Source organism: Alteromonas sp. 38, from assembly GCF_902506055.1.
GTDB classification, from domain to species: Bacteria; Pseudomonadota; Gammaproteobacteria; order Enterobacterales; family Alteromonadaceae; genus Alteromonas; species Alteromonas lipotrueae.
The window spans coordinates 4,400,604-4,416,434 of the sequence record NZ_LR733300.1; the positions used below are offsets into that span (position 1 = coordinate 4,400,604).

A 15,831-nucleotide genomic window follows, 5' to 3' on the forward strand; every position below is an offset into this window, starting at 1 on the left:
TATATTTTCGATGGAAATACCCTTTAAAAAACACCTTTCTCGGCATCTGACGAGTTTATTAGTACCGATTTACTCAATCATAGGCCGCTAATCGGGAATAGGTAAATCATGAGCCCTCAAAAAGCTTAACTTGTCCCAATAACCACGTTGAAAAACGATAAGGTTGTTTTTAACGTTAAAAAAGCCACATCCCCGAATACCAATAGGGTCTTTCCACTCTAGAATGGCCCAATCACCATCTTCAAAAATGTTCTCAACAATACATACCATTTCAGCATTAGCGAATTCATTTGAAAACATAGCATGTATGGCTTTTTTTCCTTCCACCGGAAGGTTGGCCACCTGATGGTTAATGGCATTTTCGGCATAGAAGCTCGCCATTTTATCTGCATCGCCCTCGTTAAACGCCGCTACCCATCGTTTGACTAATTCACTAGGTGTCATAATATTTCCCTTTTACTGTAAACATATAATTTGAGTATTCGACATCTTGTTAGTGTTCACAAACTATTCAACATTCCAATAAATCAACAACGCCCATGGATGGGTATACCGAGCACTACCGTACGAACTCAGTATAGATGGTGTACTAGGGCAATCGGAACCCTCCACAGCAGGGATGCTGTGGCGAAGTAGCCCGCTATGTTTCAGAGTGAGGGTTGAGAGCGAGCCTCATGACCCTCTACCGCAAGGATGCGGCAGCGGAGCCCCCATGGATGGGTTTACGGCGTGTCATGAGGCATGCGCTTCGCCCTCACTGACTATTGAAACAATACAAAGTCGTTGACTTTTTATTCGGCAAATTAAATACTGCGGTTATGACATTACGCACATTGCTGTTTTCAGCACCGCGCCAAGGTTTGGCGTTAAACTCAATTATCCTCCTCGCTATTATTCTTAATAATTGGCGGGAAAGTTAGTGCGTACGTAAAACATCACTAAAACCCGCCGCCAAGGCGGGTTTTTCTTAAGTCTGTCTTCGCGGTAAAAACAAACGAGACGACAGCCATGAACAACATCACTCAGTTATTAGCCCGTTTGCACAACGCGGTAAACGAAAACGACCCTGCTTCGGTTAGCGCCTGCTATGGCGATAATGCCAAGGTGGTATCTACGCCGCTGAAAGGCACAGCCCAGCACGATTGTGTTAGCGCACTACAAACTTTCCAACGCAAATACATGCCGGAGCATATCGTTACCACCGGCGATGAAATTGTAATTGAGGCGGGTGATGTAGCCTTAGTAATCGCTAAGCTTTACCTAGTGCCAAAAGCCGCTCCCCACACATTACCTTGCGACGGCAAACGAGCGGTGTATGTGATGCAGCGAAACGACAGCGGTGAATGGCGATGCATTATCGATAACTTCTTTGGCACCGATTTACTCGACTTTGCCTGAGACTTTGCAGAAGCATTAGGCCCGGCGCTAGTTAGTTTTATCAGTAATACGACAAAGTGAAGCTCGGGCAAGTTACCTTTATTTTGAAGCCGGAACGTTTTGTGTCAAAGTAACGCATCAAAATTTTCATTGGCGAATACAGACTGTTAACGCTAAGCAAGGACTATAAACATGTTTACCACTGCTTCGATTTCTTTTAAGACCGCACTGCGACCTATTGCCGTGTCTTGTTTAGCGCTAAGTGCGCTATCGGCATGTGTTACCACACAACAGGCTGACACCGCGGCCGTCGCACCAGAAGCTTCGTTTTCACTATCAAACTCAGTGAAATACCAACGCCAGAGCAAAGAATATCCACTCCTTAGTGCCTATGTTTACAAACAAGCTACCGCTGCATTGCCCGCGTCTTTTGATAATCAACAAACCCCATCGGTGATTGTATTAGATGTAGATGAAACTGTGCTTGATAACAGCCTTTATCAAGAAGAGCGTGAGTCGAAAGGCATGGGTTATTCAAGCGAAAGCTGGAATGCATGGATTAAACGAGAAGAAGCTACGTTGGTTCCTGGTGTAGACAAGTTTCTAGCAACGGTGATTGAAAGAGGCGGGAAAATTGCCCTTATTACTAATCGCGATAAAACCTTAGACGCCCACACATGGAATAACTTGCTTGCTATGGGCTTGCCGCTTACACCAAGCAATACCTGTATTATGGGCAGATTACCTGCCGATAAAGAGGCCGTTGATCATAAATATATTGAAAACGATAAAGATCGTCGCCGTAATGCTGTAAAACAAGGCTCGCCAGCTTGCTCACTTACTAATGAAGCAGCAAGTGATAGTTGGAACAAACCGCATAATATAATTATGCAAATTGGCGATAATATTGAAGATTTTCAAGGAGTAACGCAGGAAGACGCTTATCTGCCAGCGATACTGCCTGAAGTCGGTACTAGCTTGTTTATTTTACCTAACCCTATGTATGGTTCTTGGTAAGCGTAGTTAGCCTTAAACGCTTAAGCCTAACTGGTGCCCTAACTAGTACTGAAATTAGCTTATCGTTAAACTAGTTTTGCTGTTGAGCCAGCTCTCTTTCGCTTTTTAGCCCCAATACCTTTTTAAAAAAAAGGGTGGCGGGGCAAAAGCCAGTAAAACTCTGCTGAAATAGGTTGGCGCCAACAAATACCGTAAACCATACAAAGTTTGGATGAACCCACACCGTTAACACTACCGATAACAACACCATGAAACCCGCAAAAGCGGTTAATGCTTTTTCTTGAGACATTATCATTTCCTCTTAAATAATCGCACCCAGTTAATTAATGGTACACCGCTAATTCGTACAAAAATCGCGACTACATTTGTTTGCTGCGCAAACTAATAAAAAAACCTAAATGCAAAATAGACGTTACTGGCGTCTTCGAATTGAGCAAAGAACGTATGCGATTCTTCGCCACTAAATAAATTAACACCGCCTCGAACCTGCCACTTATCGGTAGGGGAATAGCTGGCGCTAGCTTTCAAGTAACCATCATTATCCGTAGGCGAATAAAATAGAAAGCTATTGATGGTGAGGGTTTGTCGCCATGCCTGCCATGTAATACGACCTGTAACCCAATGCCGATACGCTTCTTGCTCATATTCTGGGTAGAGTGAGTGAACCAATAAAGCATCATGATGTTGAGTGGCTTCGGTATACCACTGCACAGCGCCCGTTACATTAGCCATCACTTCTTGGCTATAACCAAGTAAATACCGGCTCTGGGAGTTACTCACAGATGGATCAGTTCCTTCGCTATCATCTACACTCCGGTAATACGCATACTCTGCATTTGCAATCCCTTTACCCAACGGCATAACTACGCTGGCGCCAATGGCATTTAAGCGGCTATAACGCGGCGCACCCAATTCATCTGTGGCCGTAGGTTGCTTGGTATAGCCTCGATATCCGTAAAGCGCAGCCTCAATACTCCCAAACGAGCTGCTAAATGTACGATGCGCCCGCAACGCCACTTCACTACCACTTGGCGTATTGTCATTACTTACGGTATAAGCTGGCGCGATATTTTCATTGGCTTGGGGGCTAAAAAAGGAAAATACTTCTCCTGTAATACCGATATCAGGTTCAAATTCAGGTGTCACCACAACATCTATATTTATGGCCTCCCAATACCCCGATAGCTTAATAGAAGCACTGGGCGCTTTTAAATACTCATCATCACGGCCAGAAAAAAATGACTGATAATCTTTTGGGAAAAGATCGTTTAGAAAAACATAATCACCAGTTCCCCAGGTAAGCACCTGCTGTCCGATTTTTAGATCAAAAGCATTGCCCCATTGGCCCAAGGCAGCAAGATTGCCTTGCCATGCTAGCTCACGTATCTGAAATTCTCGTTGATGTTTAACGCCGTCGTACCACGCATCGCCCCGAAAACTAAGTTTTGATGCTGCTAGCGCATAGTCAGCACGCAATTGCACTCTTGCATCTCGCAAGGTGCTGCTAGCATCAATGGCGGCATCATTAGCCACTCGGTTTCCTGCCGCGAGCTCGACAAATCCGCTTAAGGTGTAAGCGGTAGCGTTAATATCCTTCTCGCCCCAGTCTTCGCTATCCCAATTATCGTCACTCCAACCTTCGTTGCCCCAGCTGTCATCCTCCCAGCCTTCATTTTCCAAACTATCGTCACTAGCAGGCTCAGGGTTGTCGATTTGTTCAGTTTTAGCGGGTACATCTTGTGCAATTTCATTCTGCAGTTCTTGTGAATACACCGGTAGTGAAACACTTATTCCCAGCAGCGCTAGTGCAAGTAGCGCCGCTCCACGTGATTTCTTTCCCAATAGCGCGATTCCCAGTGGCTCGGTCTCAAAAGGTGCGCTATCAAAACATTTCCCTGAAAAAAGCTGTGCTCCCCGCATCACGATTACTCCACAAACTCTCGTGGAGGAACCCGCAAGCTCCGTTCACTGAATATGCTGTCCGGCAAGGCGATATCATACTGAATACCGCGAAATTCCATTAAGGTATAACCCCCTGATGCTAAATCAGACACCTTGCTTCGCACTACCGTTGGGTACCCTTGAACTGTGTCTACTGATACCGCTTCAACTCGGCGATAATTGTCATCCTCTTTGAAAAAGTTGATTAGCGTGGGCAAGTAGGTTTGCTTGTCTATCTCTACGACATAATGTGAGAACTCTACGCTACCGGCGCTTTTAGGCGTTGCGCGTAACACATAGTGGGTATCGGTGGTATTTTGCATAGTGAAGTTGTCTTCTGACACTGCACGGCCCGACACATCTTCATAAAAAAAGTGTGAACCGACAAACGAGGTGCGTTTATCGCCAGCGGCAATGCGCTTTACTAAATCAAGGGCCGGCAAATACAACCAACGATCATCATCGGTATCAATGTTGGTGTGCTTTTCAACTCTAAACACCGTGCCTTTTACTTCGGTTGGGCGGCTGAAAAACACCAGCATTTTTTGGTCGCCGCTTTCAGTACCTTCATTGTTTAGCACGTCTTTACGCAAAATCGTGAACTGACGCATTTGTTTGCGCCCTTGACTATCTACAATGATCATTCGCGCCATTGATTTACCGTCATTGCCTGCGTAATAGGCGGCCTTTTCTGACTTCGCAATAATACTCGCCACGTCTTCTTGCGCATTCGCGGTAACGGGAGTCACCGCGGCAAAAGAAAAGCAAAGTAGCAACATACTTGTTAACCAAACACGAACACTCGAGTTGGAGGTCTTTGTGTTGATGTGAGTATTAGCGCGTGCCATAACAAGGAAATCGCGATTAACATTTGTGATGTGAAGCATTGAATTACGCATATTAAGCCCCTTTAAAAACCCAACGTTTTAGAAATACCATGGCCGCGGGTAAGACCAACAACGTAACCAAGGCTGATACCGCCATGATACTCGCCAAGAAAACACCCACCGTTATGTAAGGCACTAACGGCGCTAGCAGTAAAGGGGTGAAGCCCAGTGCTATCACCAACGCATTGCGCGTTATTGCACTGGCAGGCTCATCAAACATAGCGTCTAAGGTGTCTGGCACACTGCCCGTCTCCTTATAGATTTCCCGCGCCCGAGCAAGGAAGTGAATAGCGAAATCGACAGATAGTCCCAAGGTAAGCGCCGAAAGTACAGCAATAGGCATGTCGTAGTCTTTTCCCACAATGCCAATAAGTCCATAAATAAACGTAATAGTGATGGTAAGGGGGAGCATGGCGAGTACGCCAAAAACAAAAGAACGAAATAGCAGTACCATCATCACAAATACAATGACAAAAGCGCTAAGCAAACTTTCCAACATGCCTGTTACCATGTTTTCTTGCCACACCACATTTAAATAGGCTTTACCCGCCCAGTCGTAGTTCAGCCCTTCCGGTAGTGGGTTATTCGCAAAATAATCTTCAACAAGCGAAATCACATTCGTCATATCTTGGTTATCACCGCTGGTTAGCTGCAGCCAAATCAGGGTTTGGCGATAATCCGGCGTGACAAAGTGCCACAGGTCTTGCGGACGATGGGAAGACTGATATTGCATTAGTGTTTGTGCCACGCCTCGGTTGTTAGCAGGCAATACATAATCTTCCTCGTTACCAGAGCGAAGCTCACGATTCACCACTTTAACTACATCAACCAAAGACTGTGATTTACCAACTAAAGGCTGAGTAGCCAAGTACGCTTGTAACCTTTCAATATGCTCAAGTACTGCGGGCTGTTGGAAGGTATTGGCATTCCCATTCGCGGCATCGACGACTTGCAATAAGCTGTCTAACGCCGTTTGTTCATTATCGTTGAGATTGCTAAACAACGCATCATCAATGCGCATGGCAAGCTCCGACATTTTGTTAGCATCGTCGCTCTGGTTTATCGACACCTGAGTTTGCTCAACCCATTCATCTAAACTTGAAGGTAGTTTTGCCTCATTTAACACCTTACTTGCATCAATGTTTTCATTGGTATCTGTAATCACCAAATAGGCATTATACGTGCCCGCAAACTCTGTATTTAAGGCCCTGTCTGCCACCCTTATTTCATGGTCTTTTTTGAACCAACGTACGGGGTTGTCGTTAATATTAATTTGGGTAATCCCCCACGCTGATACAAGAGTAATTGCACCAAATACTGCGATAATCAGCGCTCTGTGATTCAGCGCAATATAACGTAGTTTATTAACGATACGTTTTAGTAACGTGGAATTGCCTTCACTATTGTCAGCTTCTTCATTTTGATGCAGCGCGACTTGAAGTTTGTTTAATGCCGCAGGTGACATACGGGATATATAAGCGGGAATAAACGTAAGGGTAATTAAAAATGCCAATAAAATGCCAAAGCCAATATAAGCACCAAAGATCTGCACGGGCGGTATCGGGGTTAGCATTAAAGAGAAAAAGCCTGCTGATGAAGTGAGTGAGGTAAACAGCATGGGCTTAAACAGGTGCTCAACCACGTGAGTGATCACCTTACCTGCATTTTCACCTGGCTTATAACGGTCGGAAAATTCAGACAATATGTGTACTGAGTCGACTACCGCGATTGGCATGAGAAAAATGGCAATCATGGATGACATGATGTGCACAGTGAATCCCATGCCAATGAGAGCACCCATGGTAATGATAACTGTAGCCATCGCCACTATCATGGGCGCAGTAATAAGCGACCAATTTCTGAAAAAGAAGAACAGAAGAATAAAAATCATGGCACCAGCCGCAGGTGCAGCAATGGCCATTTGCACAAACATTTCTACCCCAAACTGATCTTCAGCAACAGGTAAACCTGTGATGTGCCATTGGCCTGCCGTGTGAACATTCGTTAAATAAGCGCGAATATCTTGGGCAATGCGATAACTTTCATTCTTGTCGGCAATAGGGATATAAATAGCAGCAGCGTTACCTGAAGACGCAGCCAGTGTGTCGTACAGTAACGGCAGCCTTTCGATAGATTTTTGTAGTTCAGCACTTGCGCTTGCGGTTTCAGGTGGGCTGGCCATTAACCATGAAAACTCAAGACTCCCGTCACTACCTTGCTTAATGTTGTCTACCGTTGAAAATGCCATGACGTCTTGGCTAATAACACCCTCTATGGCAAGTACATGGTTAGTCACCTGGTGGATGGCCGCCAAGGTTTCTGGCGTGTATATGCCGTTTTTGGACTCGTCGCTTTTTGCAAGATTGTCCGCTACCACCAAGCCAACCACTATCGCATCGTGCATGGCGAAGGTTTGCTTTACCTCATTATGAAAGGTACGAGCACGATGAGATTCCGCCAGCATGTTTTCAGGATCGGTATCAATCTGAATTAACCGCATTTGAAAAGCGGCAAATGCCGTTATCACGGCGAGAAAAAAATACACCCATCGCCCTTTGTGCGTGCTTACATGCAAAAGCATATCAATTGCTAATTTCATATCAAAAACCTTAATATATTAGATTTTTATTATATTTGTAAATTGTGCAGTAAACAAGCACATTTTCAAGCAAGGTAACCGTGATTGACATTGTGTATGTACATGTCGGTAAAAAACGACACAGCAGTAGGAAAAAATTTCCCACCTCGTTTTATAAACATACGCCTATAAAACCCCAAACGTTTAAAATATAGAACAAAATAGATACACATCAACAATTTACAAATAAACTTGAACGACCTTTAGTTTTGGCACAAGTTTAGCATTAATTAGACTAACGGATAACAACAGGTGTAGAGCATGATGCTAGGAAGGCATACCGTTACCACGAAGGTAACCATGACATTACAGACTTTATCTGCGCAGGCTGACAACATTGGACGTAAAAGGAACTTCGTCGGCCAAGGATGCAAGGATTGATAGCAAGGTTAACGTCGCTCTGTTGTTTATCGGAAAGTTAAATACGTTTAACGCCAACACGGATGTTGAAAAAGGATGCGTCTTGATGACGAGCAAGGTTGACATTGATGTCGACAAAGCAATCACCACGGAGTGGGTTGATTTGCTTTAAGGACTTGTTGACGTGAATGACCGATTATCTGTTTTTGCGCCAGTTGAATGTGATGGTGACTTGGATTAAGTCGTAAAGGCCTGCAGGATGCAGAGTAGTAAACGCTATTATCGCGATTGCTACTGGATACCCACATCACTGGCACAGACATTGATGTCCATGTGCAACAAAGGATTGTAACCTATTTGGCTCTGTTGACCCGGCATTATGCCTTCAGCAATGGCCATATCGAGGAACACTAATAATATCATAGATATTATTAGTGTGCTGTCACTCGACAGCGTGCCTCTCCCCTCTAAGGCCCTTCCCGGCCTTTTATATACCTCTGATTTTAGCCCGCCTTTGGCGGGCATTTTTTTGCTTGTGACTTTATGCACTTACTTTTTCTTTTTAAACAACTATATCTAAGGTCAAAGAAGCCCTAAAAATCACTGTTTTAAAAACTTTTTATTTATTTTTGTATTTTGCTGAACTTTTCTTTATTTCACCGCTCTTACTAATACATGAAGTCATTTAGTGTGTTGGCTTTGTGAAGTGTAAATGTGTTTTCCAAGTTATGTTGTGTTTTTCTTAAGGGGCTCTTTAGCCCCTTTCTTTTTGCCTGTAATAAAATGCCACTTCCTGCTTCAAAATTACTTTTCTAAAAACCAGAATTATTAGCTAGATTTCATCCCAATCTTAGAAATGGAAATGAGAACCATTATCAAATAAGCTATATCCACTGTCGTATTTGGAGAAAATCATGTCTAAACCCGCACCTCGTGTTGTTGAAGTTATCGAGTCTTTCCGTATAACACCAAACATGCAACGTATTGTCCTTGGCGGCGCTACATTAGAAGACTTTCCAGACACTCGCCCTGGTGCTTACGTTAAGTTACTTTTTGATTTAAATGGTGACCCTGTCGTTCAGCCTGCCAAAGATAAACCCGTTGCTATGCGTACCTACACGATAAACAGCTTCGATAGACAAAAAGCACAAATGTCCATTGATATGGTAGTCCATGCAAAAGATGGAGTAACTGGCCCCGCCGCCGCATGGGCGCTAAGCGCAAAAGAAGGTGACAAGCTAACTATTGCAGGCCCTGGTAGCAGTAAAGCGTTAGCAGAGAATTATGACTGGGTACTTTTCGCAGGCGACATGACAGCGCTGCCCAGTATTAGAAACTATTTACAAGCACTTCCTAGCCATACTAAAGGCATTGCAGTTATAGCTATTGAACATGAAACCGATGCTACCACGTTAGAAAAGCCTGAAGGCGTATCGATTCAGTGGATATCTAAAAAAGAAGCAACATTGTCTGACGCCTTGCAGCGTATTGACTGGCAACAAGGAACCCCTGCTGTATGGGTTGCCTGTGAATTTTCTCAAATGAGAAAAATTCGTTCGTGGCTTAAGGACGAAAAAGAGGTGCCCCACAGCCAAGTGTACATTAGCAGCTATTGGCGTGAAGGGCGCAGTGAAGACCAGCATAAGATAGACAAGCGCCAAGATGTTGAAGCCTTTGCACAACAACTTGCCTAACTAGGGCGCGCTGAAACATAAAACCCTGTATGACTTTCAGCGCCCTGTAAATAATGCAGAGCGCTGGCAATAGCCCCCTCTTCTAAACCAGTAAAAATCTATATTTTTCATGATGTTAATCTTTGGAATGGGGATTGCTACTTATTTAGTGCAGTTCACAATAACCACTCGGTTATTCTTTTTAAAGGAGCAACATATGAACAATGATCGTATCGAAGGCAACTGGAAAGAAATGAAAGGTAAGGTACAACAGCAATGGGGTAAACTTACCGATGATGACCTAGACGTAATAGATGGTCGTCGTGAAGAATTAGTAGGTAAAATTCAGCAAGCATACGGCAAAAGCCGGGAAGAGGCCGAAAAAGAAGTGGATAACCATTTCAACTAGGCACTTCACCTAAGCCTTAATGGCTCGAAGTACAAAAAAAGCCCCATTTGGGGCTTTTTTTATATATAAAACAACGTAACCAGTAGAGGTAAAATTCCGGGTCAGGAATTTGCCTCAGGTTTCTGTATCTGGTTTTAAGTTGTTGCTTATCTCTCTCGCATCAAAACTGGTGGCCGACGTGGGCCGTGTACCTTTTCCCATCTCAATATTCAAGATACTTTCAATTTCGCTCTTTTGCGAGCCGCCTACGAAGATGCCAGATTCAAACTGGGTTGTAGGGTGATAAGACGTTCTACACGTAATGACACCACATTCAGTGACACGTGCATAGCGTTGGCTAAAGCCAACCTGAGGCGATGCTTGTACGCGCTCTTTATCTACCATGGTTTCCCGATCGGTTACTACAAACCAATCATACCCTTTCAGTAAGGTCAGCTCCGCTGAACGGTACATGGCATAGTCCATAGCCTTACTCTTATCAGACCCTCTACCTTTGAAGTGAACGCGGTATTGGGTTTCACTTAATTTACTTTCGGTATACCCAAAACCACCATTAGATGCCTGTCGATAATCGGGTTGACTCGCGCACCCCGCCATTAGCATTACTGCTAGAAACGCTATAAATTTAGTTTTCATAAACGACTCCTTCGGCAGTCTTAGACTGCCATCCATGATTAATAGCTTGCTGCTCTTGTTCTCTGTTTAATGGCGTCGATACCATTAACAAATCTATCTCTTCATCAAGTACTTTATTGGCACTTGCCGTTTGATACTCACTTTTGTTGCGACCCGCTGTCATCAGCTTACTCGCGTGAAGTTGCCAAATGCCTTGTTCATTTTTACACGCAATCATGATATTCAGTTCATCTTCACCTTGTATTTGCGCTTGTCTGCACAACTGTGATTGTTTATTCATAAACGACAGTTGTGGCACTATCTCCATGCCCGCATCGGTTACCATCACCTCACCCGTTAAATTATTATCGAGGGCTGTAGATACATTCGCCCAATGGTTATTCGTTGACGAAGTGCCAGCAGGGTCAAGGGGGTCTGTATACTCTGATTGCATCAAGGTTAGCCCTGCCACTAACGCCACTCCAGCCGCTAACGATAAAGGGACTTTCCACTTCCCACTACGTTTAGCGTCTTGGGCTTTGCGATTAAACGAAGTAACATTGCTTGGCATGCTCTCACTTGCCTGGCTTGCACTTACATGGTCTGAGTCGAAATCCGCTTGCTTAAGATAGGCTTCTGAGGTCGCATCATCTGCAAGTAATGCCACTACGCTATTAGGTAAAGGTTTTTGCGTTGCAGCATCAGCCGCTGCTTTCACCATCATGTCTACCTGCGCTAAAGACGCTAAGCGGTCTGACAGTGCAAGATCACTGGCAATAGCAGTTCTGACATGTTCCATGTCGTCATCGCTAAGTTCTGCGTCTAAAAATGCACAAAGCATTTCGTCAGATATTGTCATAACACCACCTCTTGTTGTGGGTTTAGCATATTACTGAGTTTGCTTCTTGCCCTAGCAAGTCTGCTCATAATAGTCCCAGCAGGCACCTCAAGTACCTCTGAAGCATCTGCGTAGCTCATTCCTTGTATAGCAATAAGTGACAAGGTCTCTCGTTGCTCTGGGGGTAATTCCCCCATGGCTTTACTCACTTGCTTTAGCGTAATGCCACCTGAAAGCGCTTCATCCAAGTGCGCCTCATCCTGCACCTGTAATTCAGGGCTAACCGCCGCATTTGCCCTCACTTTTTGCGCACGATATTCATCAATCCATATGTTGCGACAAACACGAAACGCCCATGCCATCAGTGTCGCATCTTGTGGCAAAGGTTTAGTCAGTAGCTTCTCAATCGTATTTTGCAGTAAATCATCAGCATCGTGTATATTTCCGGTAAGTGAAAACGCAAATTTTCTCAATGATGGAACGAGTTCAGTCACTTCTTCTTTCATACAACTTCCTATGAAATCATGCTTTATACCTAGTTAACGTTTGATGCCGTGATTTATTCCCATGAAAAGGGAATTTTTTACACCAACAAACGTTAACTAAGTACTAGAAAAGGGTTATCCATTAATAAGGGCACGTTTTATGCCAGCTTTATTTATGGATTGAGTGAACCACTCGTGGTGAGTAAAAAGCACACTAGGCCGTGTGATGCCAGTTTAGGTTCAGCCATAAAGCAAATGAGGTAAAATTATGAAGTGCAGATCGCTTTGTCAGCTCGTAGTAGGCAGCTTTATACTTTCAGTGGGCAGCGTGACCAGCTCGAATGCCAATGCTCAGCTAACTATTGGCCGTCAAATAATCGAACCCGTTACACCTATTATTGATAGTGTACCGGTCGATGTAGGCACCGTGCGAGATGTGCTTGAAGCTCAGGTAGAACAAGGCGTTGAAAGCACATTTGGCCCCTTAGCTAACATACCTACCCCACAATTTACTGTACCATCTCCCCTTAGCCTCACTTCGCCTGCAGGCAGTCTTGTACTAAAAGAAATAAAAGCCCCTGATGGATTTTTAGCGGTGGAAAGAGAGTGGTTGTTTGTGGGTAGCGAGGCTGACAGAACTCACTTTTCTCACCCCGACATCACCATTGAATCGTCTCACTATTTAACCGCTATAGGCCAATGGATTTACCGTTTAAAGGTAAGTACTAGCCTTGATGAACTGTCTCAAATAAGAAACAATTTACCGGAATCTCTAAAAGCTCAGGTAGGCCGAAATCACATTTATTTAGCGCAAAGCAAGGGCAACCCAGATAGCCAGAATAACAGCCAACACGTGCTCGCTAACACAACGCCCACTGATAAACCGAAAGTTTGCCAAGCGCCTGTTCGTATAGGAATGATAGATACCAGCATTGCGCAAAACCACGAGTTATTGAAACACCTTGTCATTGAACAGCAATCTTTTCTTCCACAAGCGTTACCGACTACTCAAGCACACGGTACGTCAGTAGCCGGCTTATTAGCAGATAACATGCTTGCAGGGAGCCACCTTTATAACGCTAGCGTCTTTTATACGCGAAACAGTATTAGTCAGGGCGCGACTTTATTATCATTAATTGATGGTCTCAACTATTTAGTCGCCAAGCAAGTTGATGCTATTAATATGAGTTTAGCAGGACCAGAAAACCCAGTGCTGTCAAAAGTTGTACAAAAAATAAGTGAGCAAGGGGTACAAATTTTGGCCGCAGTTGGGAACGAAGGACCCGCCTCACCACCCATGTTTCCCGCAGCATATCCATCGACTATTGCGGTAACTGCGGTAGACAGTAAGCACGTTATCTATCGATGGGCAAACCAAGGTAATTATGTTGATTTTGCTGCCAGCGGTGTTTCAGTGGAAGTCGCACATCCAGATGGTACGACTAGCCGTGAGACAGGCACATCGATGGCAACCCCTCTCGTTTCAGCCCGCTATGCCTGCCTATTTCGTGCTAGTTCAAATCCAGCCCAAGCGTTAGCCACATTGCGCGACCAAGCTATAGATGCTGGAGCACCGGGACGGGATCCGGTGTTTGGCGTAGGTATTCTCCATTAGTGAAATCAACAGTGAATGCTATTGTGCTATTAAAAATGAAATCTAACACCAATTTCAGCAATGGTTTCTTGATAGTCCGCCGACACTAGGGTTGATGCATAGTCTTTGTATTGCGTGCTTACGATAAAATCCAAGTTCTCCATAGCAGCATATTCTATGCTCGCTTTAAAGACATGCCTATCGTCCTCCCTTCTACCGCCTGCTTGTTGTTCAAACCCACTAAAAGGCGCTCCTGAAGAGGTTGGCTCACTGCGCTGGCTACCTTGACCATAATGCCTATTCTCCATTTCATAACCGAGCTTTATGTCGAGCGCATTACCCCACAAGTTGGCGGGGTAGGTATAACTGGCGTCAATACCATAGCTGGTATAGTCGAACGCTTGGTTCAGGGCTTCTTCATTTTGATATTTCACACCCATTTGAATAAAGCTTTGGTTTTCAAAAAACCAGAAACCGTCAATGCGGCTAGATAGCGCATCGGCGTCGCGCTCTGGCACCGATTCAAACGACTTATCGATGGTGTCGACACTTAATCGCCAGTAACCTTGCGTAAACGCACTGTTGGCCAATGAAACACCGCTTTGTTGGTAAGTGAGAAAAGCATTGTTATCAAGGTCAGCATTTGCGTAATAGTGATGAACGCCAACTTTAGTCCAAGACAATTGGTAACTCGCCTCGCCCGACAAGGTAGTGATAGCTAGGTCAAAATCTGACAGTGCGTTGTAGCGCGTTTCACTATGCTGTGCAGACGCAGTGAATTGCCATTTATCGGTAGGCATTAACGCTAGCTTAAGCTTCGCATTCCCTTTAATTGCTGAGTCGGATGTGTCGGTATTCGTATCAAGTTCACTAACGTTCACATTTGAGTCGTGATGAGCACCGATATAGGCTTCTCCAGTCACATTTACCACCTTGTGCTCGTCAGTTTCTGTACTGTTTTCTGACTGACTCGCCATGGCAATTTTGCCAATTAAGCTTAATGCAATAGACAAGCTCAATACGCTCAATATTGGTGTGGGGGTTTTATGACTCATGCAGGTTTCCTACTAAATCGAATAACGATGTGGTTAAAAGCGTGGCTGAGGATAGCGCCACCCCTCCTATTTTTTATAACCTGCAAGGTTATAGGAATAACGAGAGGTGGCGGCTGATCACGGTTCGTCGAACACGTTAATCCGCGCGACTGTTACTGGTTTAGAATGCCAGTAATACTTTCAGTCACCGTATTTTCAACAGTGCTTGAAACCGTATTTTCGATTTGCCCACTTACTTGACCAGATACCTGGCTAGCCACGCTTTCTTCAACCTGCGATTGCGCTACCGTCTCAACCGACTGGGTTAGTGTTGATGACACCATCCCATTGATATCAACCGCCTGCGATACACTGCTATCAACGGCGCCTGATACCCTATCTGTGGCTGTTGAAGCGGTAATATCTAAGGCGCCTGCAGCATTAGAAGCAATGGTTTGCGTTGCCGCACCGCTGCCTACAAGAGCACTTTGGGCACTGGTAAGTTGAGTAAGCATTTCGCCGCTTGCCGCATCAGATGTTTCTGATGTGTCGTTAGTAGTGGCAGTAGCATCAGCCTGGTCTGCGTTTTGCGTTTCGCTGCCAGCTTCAGTTTCAGTTTCTGTAACACTATTTGACTGTGCATCTACGTTTGCAGAAGCTGAAGTTTGTGAGGACATTGACTGAGTAGCACTTGCTTGCTCACCAGATACATTGGTTGAAGCTTGGGTGCTATTGGACACTGAAACAGACGTTGTTACAGCCTGAGCCAGCGCCACGTTTGAAGTAAGACCTAGTGCAACAATTAAAGCAGTATGTAGTTTGTTCATTCGTTTATTTCCTGTTTTTCATCAAAGACACTTAAATAACGAATGAACCTCAGAGTTTATTCCCAACAAACGATAAAAATTTTTCACAAATAAAAAAACCCCGCTTAAAGCGGGGCGTTTTATTCAACTCAATATA

At 44.5% G+C, this 15,831-nt stretch carries 16 protein-coding genes; 5 read left to right on the plus strand and 11 right to left on the minus strand.

The window, feature by feature from the left end; genetic code table 11:
• Window positions 1–87 precede the first annotated feature (87 nt).
• The gene (locus FLAVO9R_RS18955) at window positions 88–444 is read right to left on the minus strand and encodes a nuclear transport factor 2 family protein (protein ID WP_159533854.1); all 357 of its coding nucleotides are present in this window, start codon (window positions 442–444) and stop codon (window positions 88–90) included.
• 564 nt (window positions 445–1,008) lie between these two features.
• Between FLAVO9R_RS18955 and FLAVO9R_RS18960 the strand changes: the two genes are divergently transcribed.
• Together FLAVO9R_RS18960 and FLAVO9R_RS18965 are read left to right on the plus strand one after the other, a co-directional pair.
• Complete coding sequence (locus FLAVO9R_RS18960) at window positions 1,009–1,398, plus strand: YybH family protein (RefSeq protein ID WP_013786455.1); 390 nt, start codon at window positions 1,009–1,011, stop codon at window positions 1,396–1,398.
• 171 nt (window positions 1,399–1,569) lie between these two features.
• Window positions 1,570–2,394, plus strand: a complete 825-nt coding sequence (locus FLAVO9R_RS18965) for a 5'-nucleotidase, lipoprotein e(P4) family (protein ID WP_159533856.1) — start codon at window positions 1,570–1,572, stop codon at window positions 2,392–2,394.
• Between the two features lie 70 nt (window positions 2,395–2,464).
• Here FLAVO9R_RS18965 and FLAVO9R_RS18970 read toward each other — a convergent pair whose 3' ends face one another.
• The 5 genes from FLAVO9R_RS18970 to FLAVO9R_RS20550 all read right to left on the minus strand — a co-directional run bounded on the left by FLAVO9R_RS18970 (window position 2,465) and on the right by FLAVO9R_RS20550 (window position 8,643).
• Entirely contained in the window at window positions 2,465–2,683 is a 219-nt protein-coding gene (locus FLAVO9R_RS18970; RefSeq protein WP_159533858.1) for a YgaP family membrane protein, read from the minus strand.
• A 92-nt stretch (window positions 2,684–2,775) separates the two neighbouring features.
• Window positions 2,776–4,236: a hypothetical protein gene (locus FLAVO9R_RS18975; protein WP_232370705.1), complete on the minus strand. Its 1,461-nt coding sequence runs from the start codon at window positions 4,234–4,236 to the stop codon at window positions 2,776–2,778.
• An 83-nt stretch (window positions 4,237–4,319) separates the two neighbouring features.
• Complete coding sequence (locus tag FLAVO9R_RS18980; RefSeq protein WP_159533860.1) at window positions 4,320–5,234, minus strand: outer membrane lipoprotein-sorting protein; 915 nt, start codon at window positions 5,232–5,234, stop codon at window positions 4,320–4,322.
• A gap of 1 nt (window position 5,235) precedes the next feature.
• Complete coding sequence (locus tag FLAVO9R_RS18985; protein WP_159533862.1) at window positions 5,236–7,821, minus strand: efflux RND transporter permease subunit; 2,586 nt, start codon at window positions 7,819–7,821, stop codon at window positions 5,236–5,238.
• Window positions 7,822–8,511: 690 nt separating this feature from the next.
• A complete protein-coding gene (locus FLAVO9R_RS20550; protein WP_258544374.1) occupies window positions 8,512–8,643 on the minus strand; it encodes a hypothetical protein in 132 nt (43 codons plus the stop codon).
• 491 nt (window positions 8,644–9,134) lie between these two features.
• On the opposite strand from FLAVO9R_RS20550, the gene FLAVO9R_RS18995 reads away from it, so the two are divergent.
• Complete coding sequence (locus FLAVO9R_RS18995; RefSeq protein WP_159533866.1) at window positions 9,135–9,914, plus strand: siderophore-interacting protein; 780 nt, start codon at window positions 9,135–9,137, stop codon at window positions 9,912–9,914.
• Window positions 9,915–10,110: 196 nt separating this feature from the next.
• A complete protein-coding gene (locus FLAVO9R_RS19000) occupies window positions 10,111–10,302 on the plus strand; it encodes a CsbD family protein (protein WP_126874026.1) in 192 nt (63 codons plus the stop codon).
• 114 nt (window positions 10,303–10,416) lie between these two features.
• On the opposite strand, the gene FLAVO9R_RS19005 is transcribed toward FLAVO9R_RS19000, so the two are convergent.
• The 3 genes from FLAVO9R_RS19005 to FLAVO9R_RS19015 are packed head-to-tail and all read right to left on the minus strand — an operon-like array spanning window position 10,417 to window position 12,261.
• Window positions 10,417–10,938, minus strand: coding sequence for a CC0125/CC1285 family lipoprotein (locus FLAVO9R_RS19005; RefSeq protein WP_159533868.1), 522 nt, complete (start codon window positions 10,936–10,938; stop codon window positions 10,417–10,419).
• On the minus strand, window positions 10,928–11,776 hold the full coding sequence (locus tag FLAVO9R_RS19010; RefSeq protein ID WP_159533870.1) for an anti-sigma factor: 849 nt from the start codon (window positions 11,774–11,776) through the stop codon (window positions 10,928–10,930). The genes FLAVO9R_RS19005 and FLAVO9R_RS19010 overlap by 11 nt, the downstream gene beginning before the upstream one ends.
• Window positions 11,773–12,261 carry an RNA polymerase sigma factor gene (locus FLAVO9R_RS19015; protein WP_159533872.1) on the minus strand — a complete coding sequence of 163 codons (489 nt, stop codon included), beginning with the start codon at window positions 12,259–12,261 and terminating at the stop codon, window positions 11,773–11,775. The genes FLAVO9R_RS19010 and FLAVO9R_RS19015 overlap by 4 nt, the downstream gene beginning before the upstream one ends.
• A gap of 247 nt (window positions 12,262–12,508) precedes the next feature.
• Between FLAVO9R_RS19015 and FLAVO9R_RS19020 the strand changes: the two genes are divergently transcribed.
• Entirely contained in the window at window positions 12,509–13,855 is a 1,347-nt protein-coding gene (locus tag FLAVO9R_RS19020; protein ID WP_159533874.1) for a S8 family serine peptidase, read from the plus strand.
• Between the two features lie 29 nt (window positions 13,856–13,884).
• On the opposite strand, the gene FLAVO9R_RS19025 is transcribed toward FLAVO9R_RS19020, so the two are convergent.
• Window positions 13,885–14,889: a hypothetical protein gene (locus FLAVO9R_RS19025; protein WP_159533876.1), complete on the minus strand. Its 1,005-nt coding sequence runs from the start codon at window positions 14,887–14,889 to the stop codon at window positions 13,885–13,887.
• Between the two features lie 152 nt (window positions 14,890–15,041).
• Window positions 15,042–15,695 (minus strand): hypothetical protein, encoded by a 654-nt coding sequence (locus FLAVO9R_RS19030; RefSeq protein ID WP_159533878.1) that lies wholly within the window; start codon window positions 15,693–15,695, stop codon window positions 15,042–15,044.
• Window positions 15,696–15,831 lie beyond the last annotated feature (136 nt).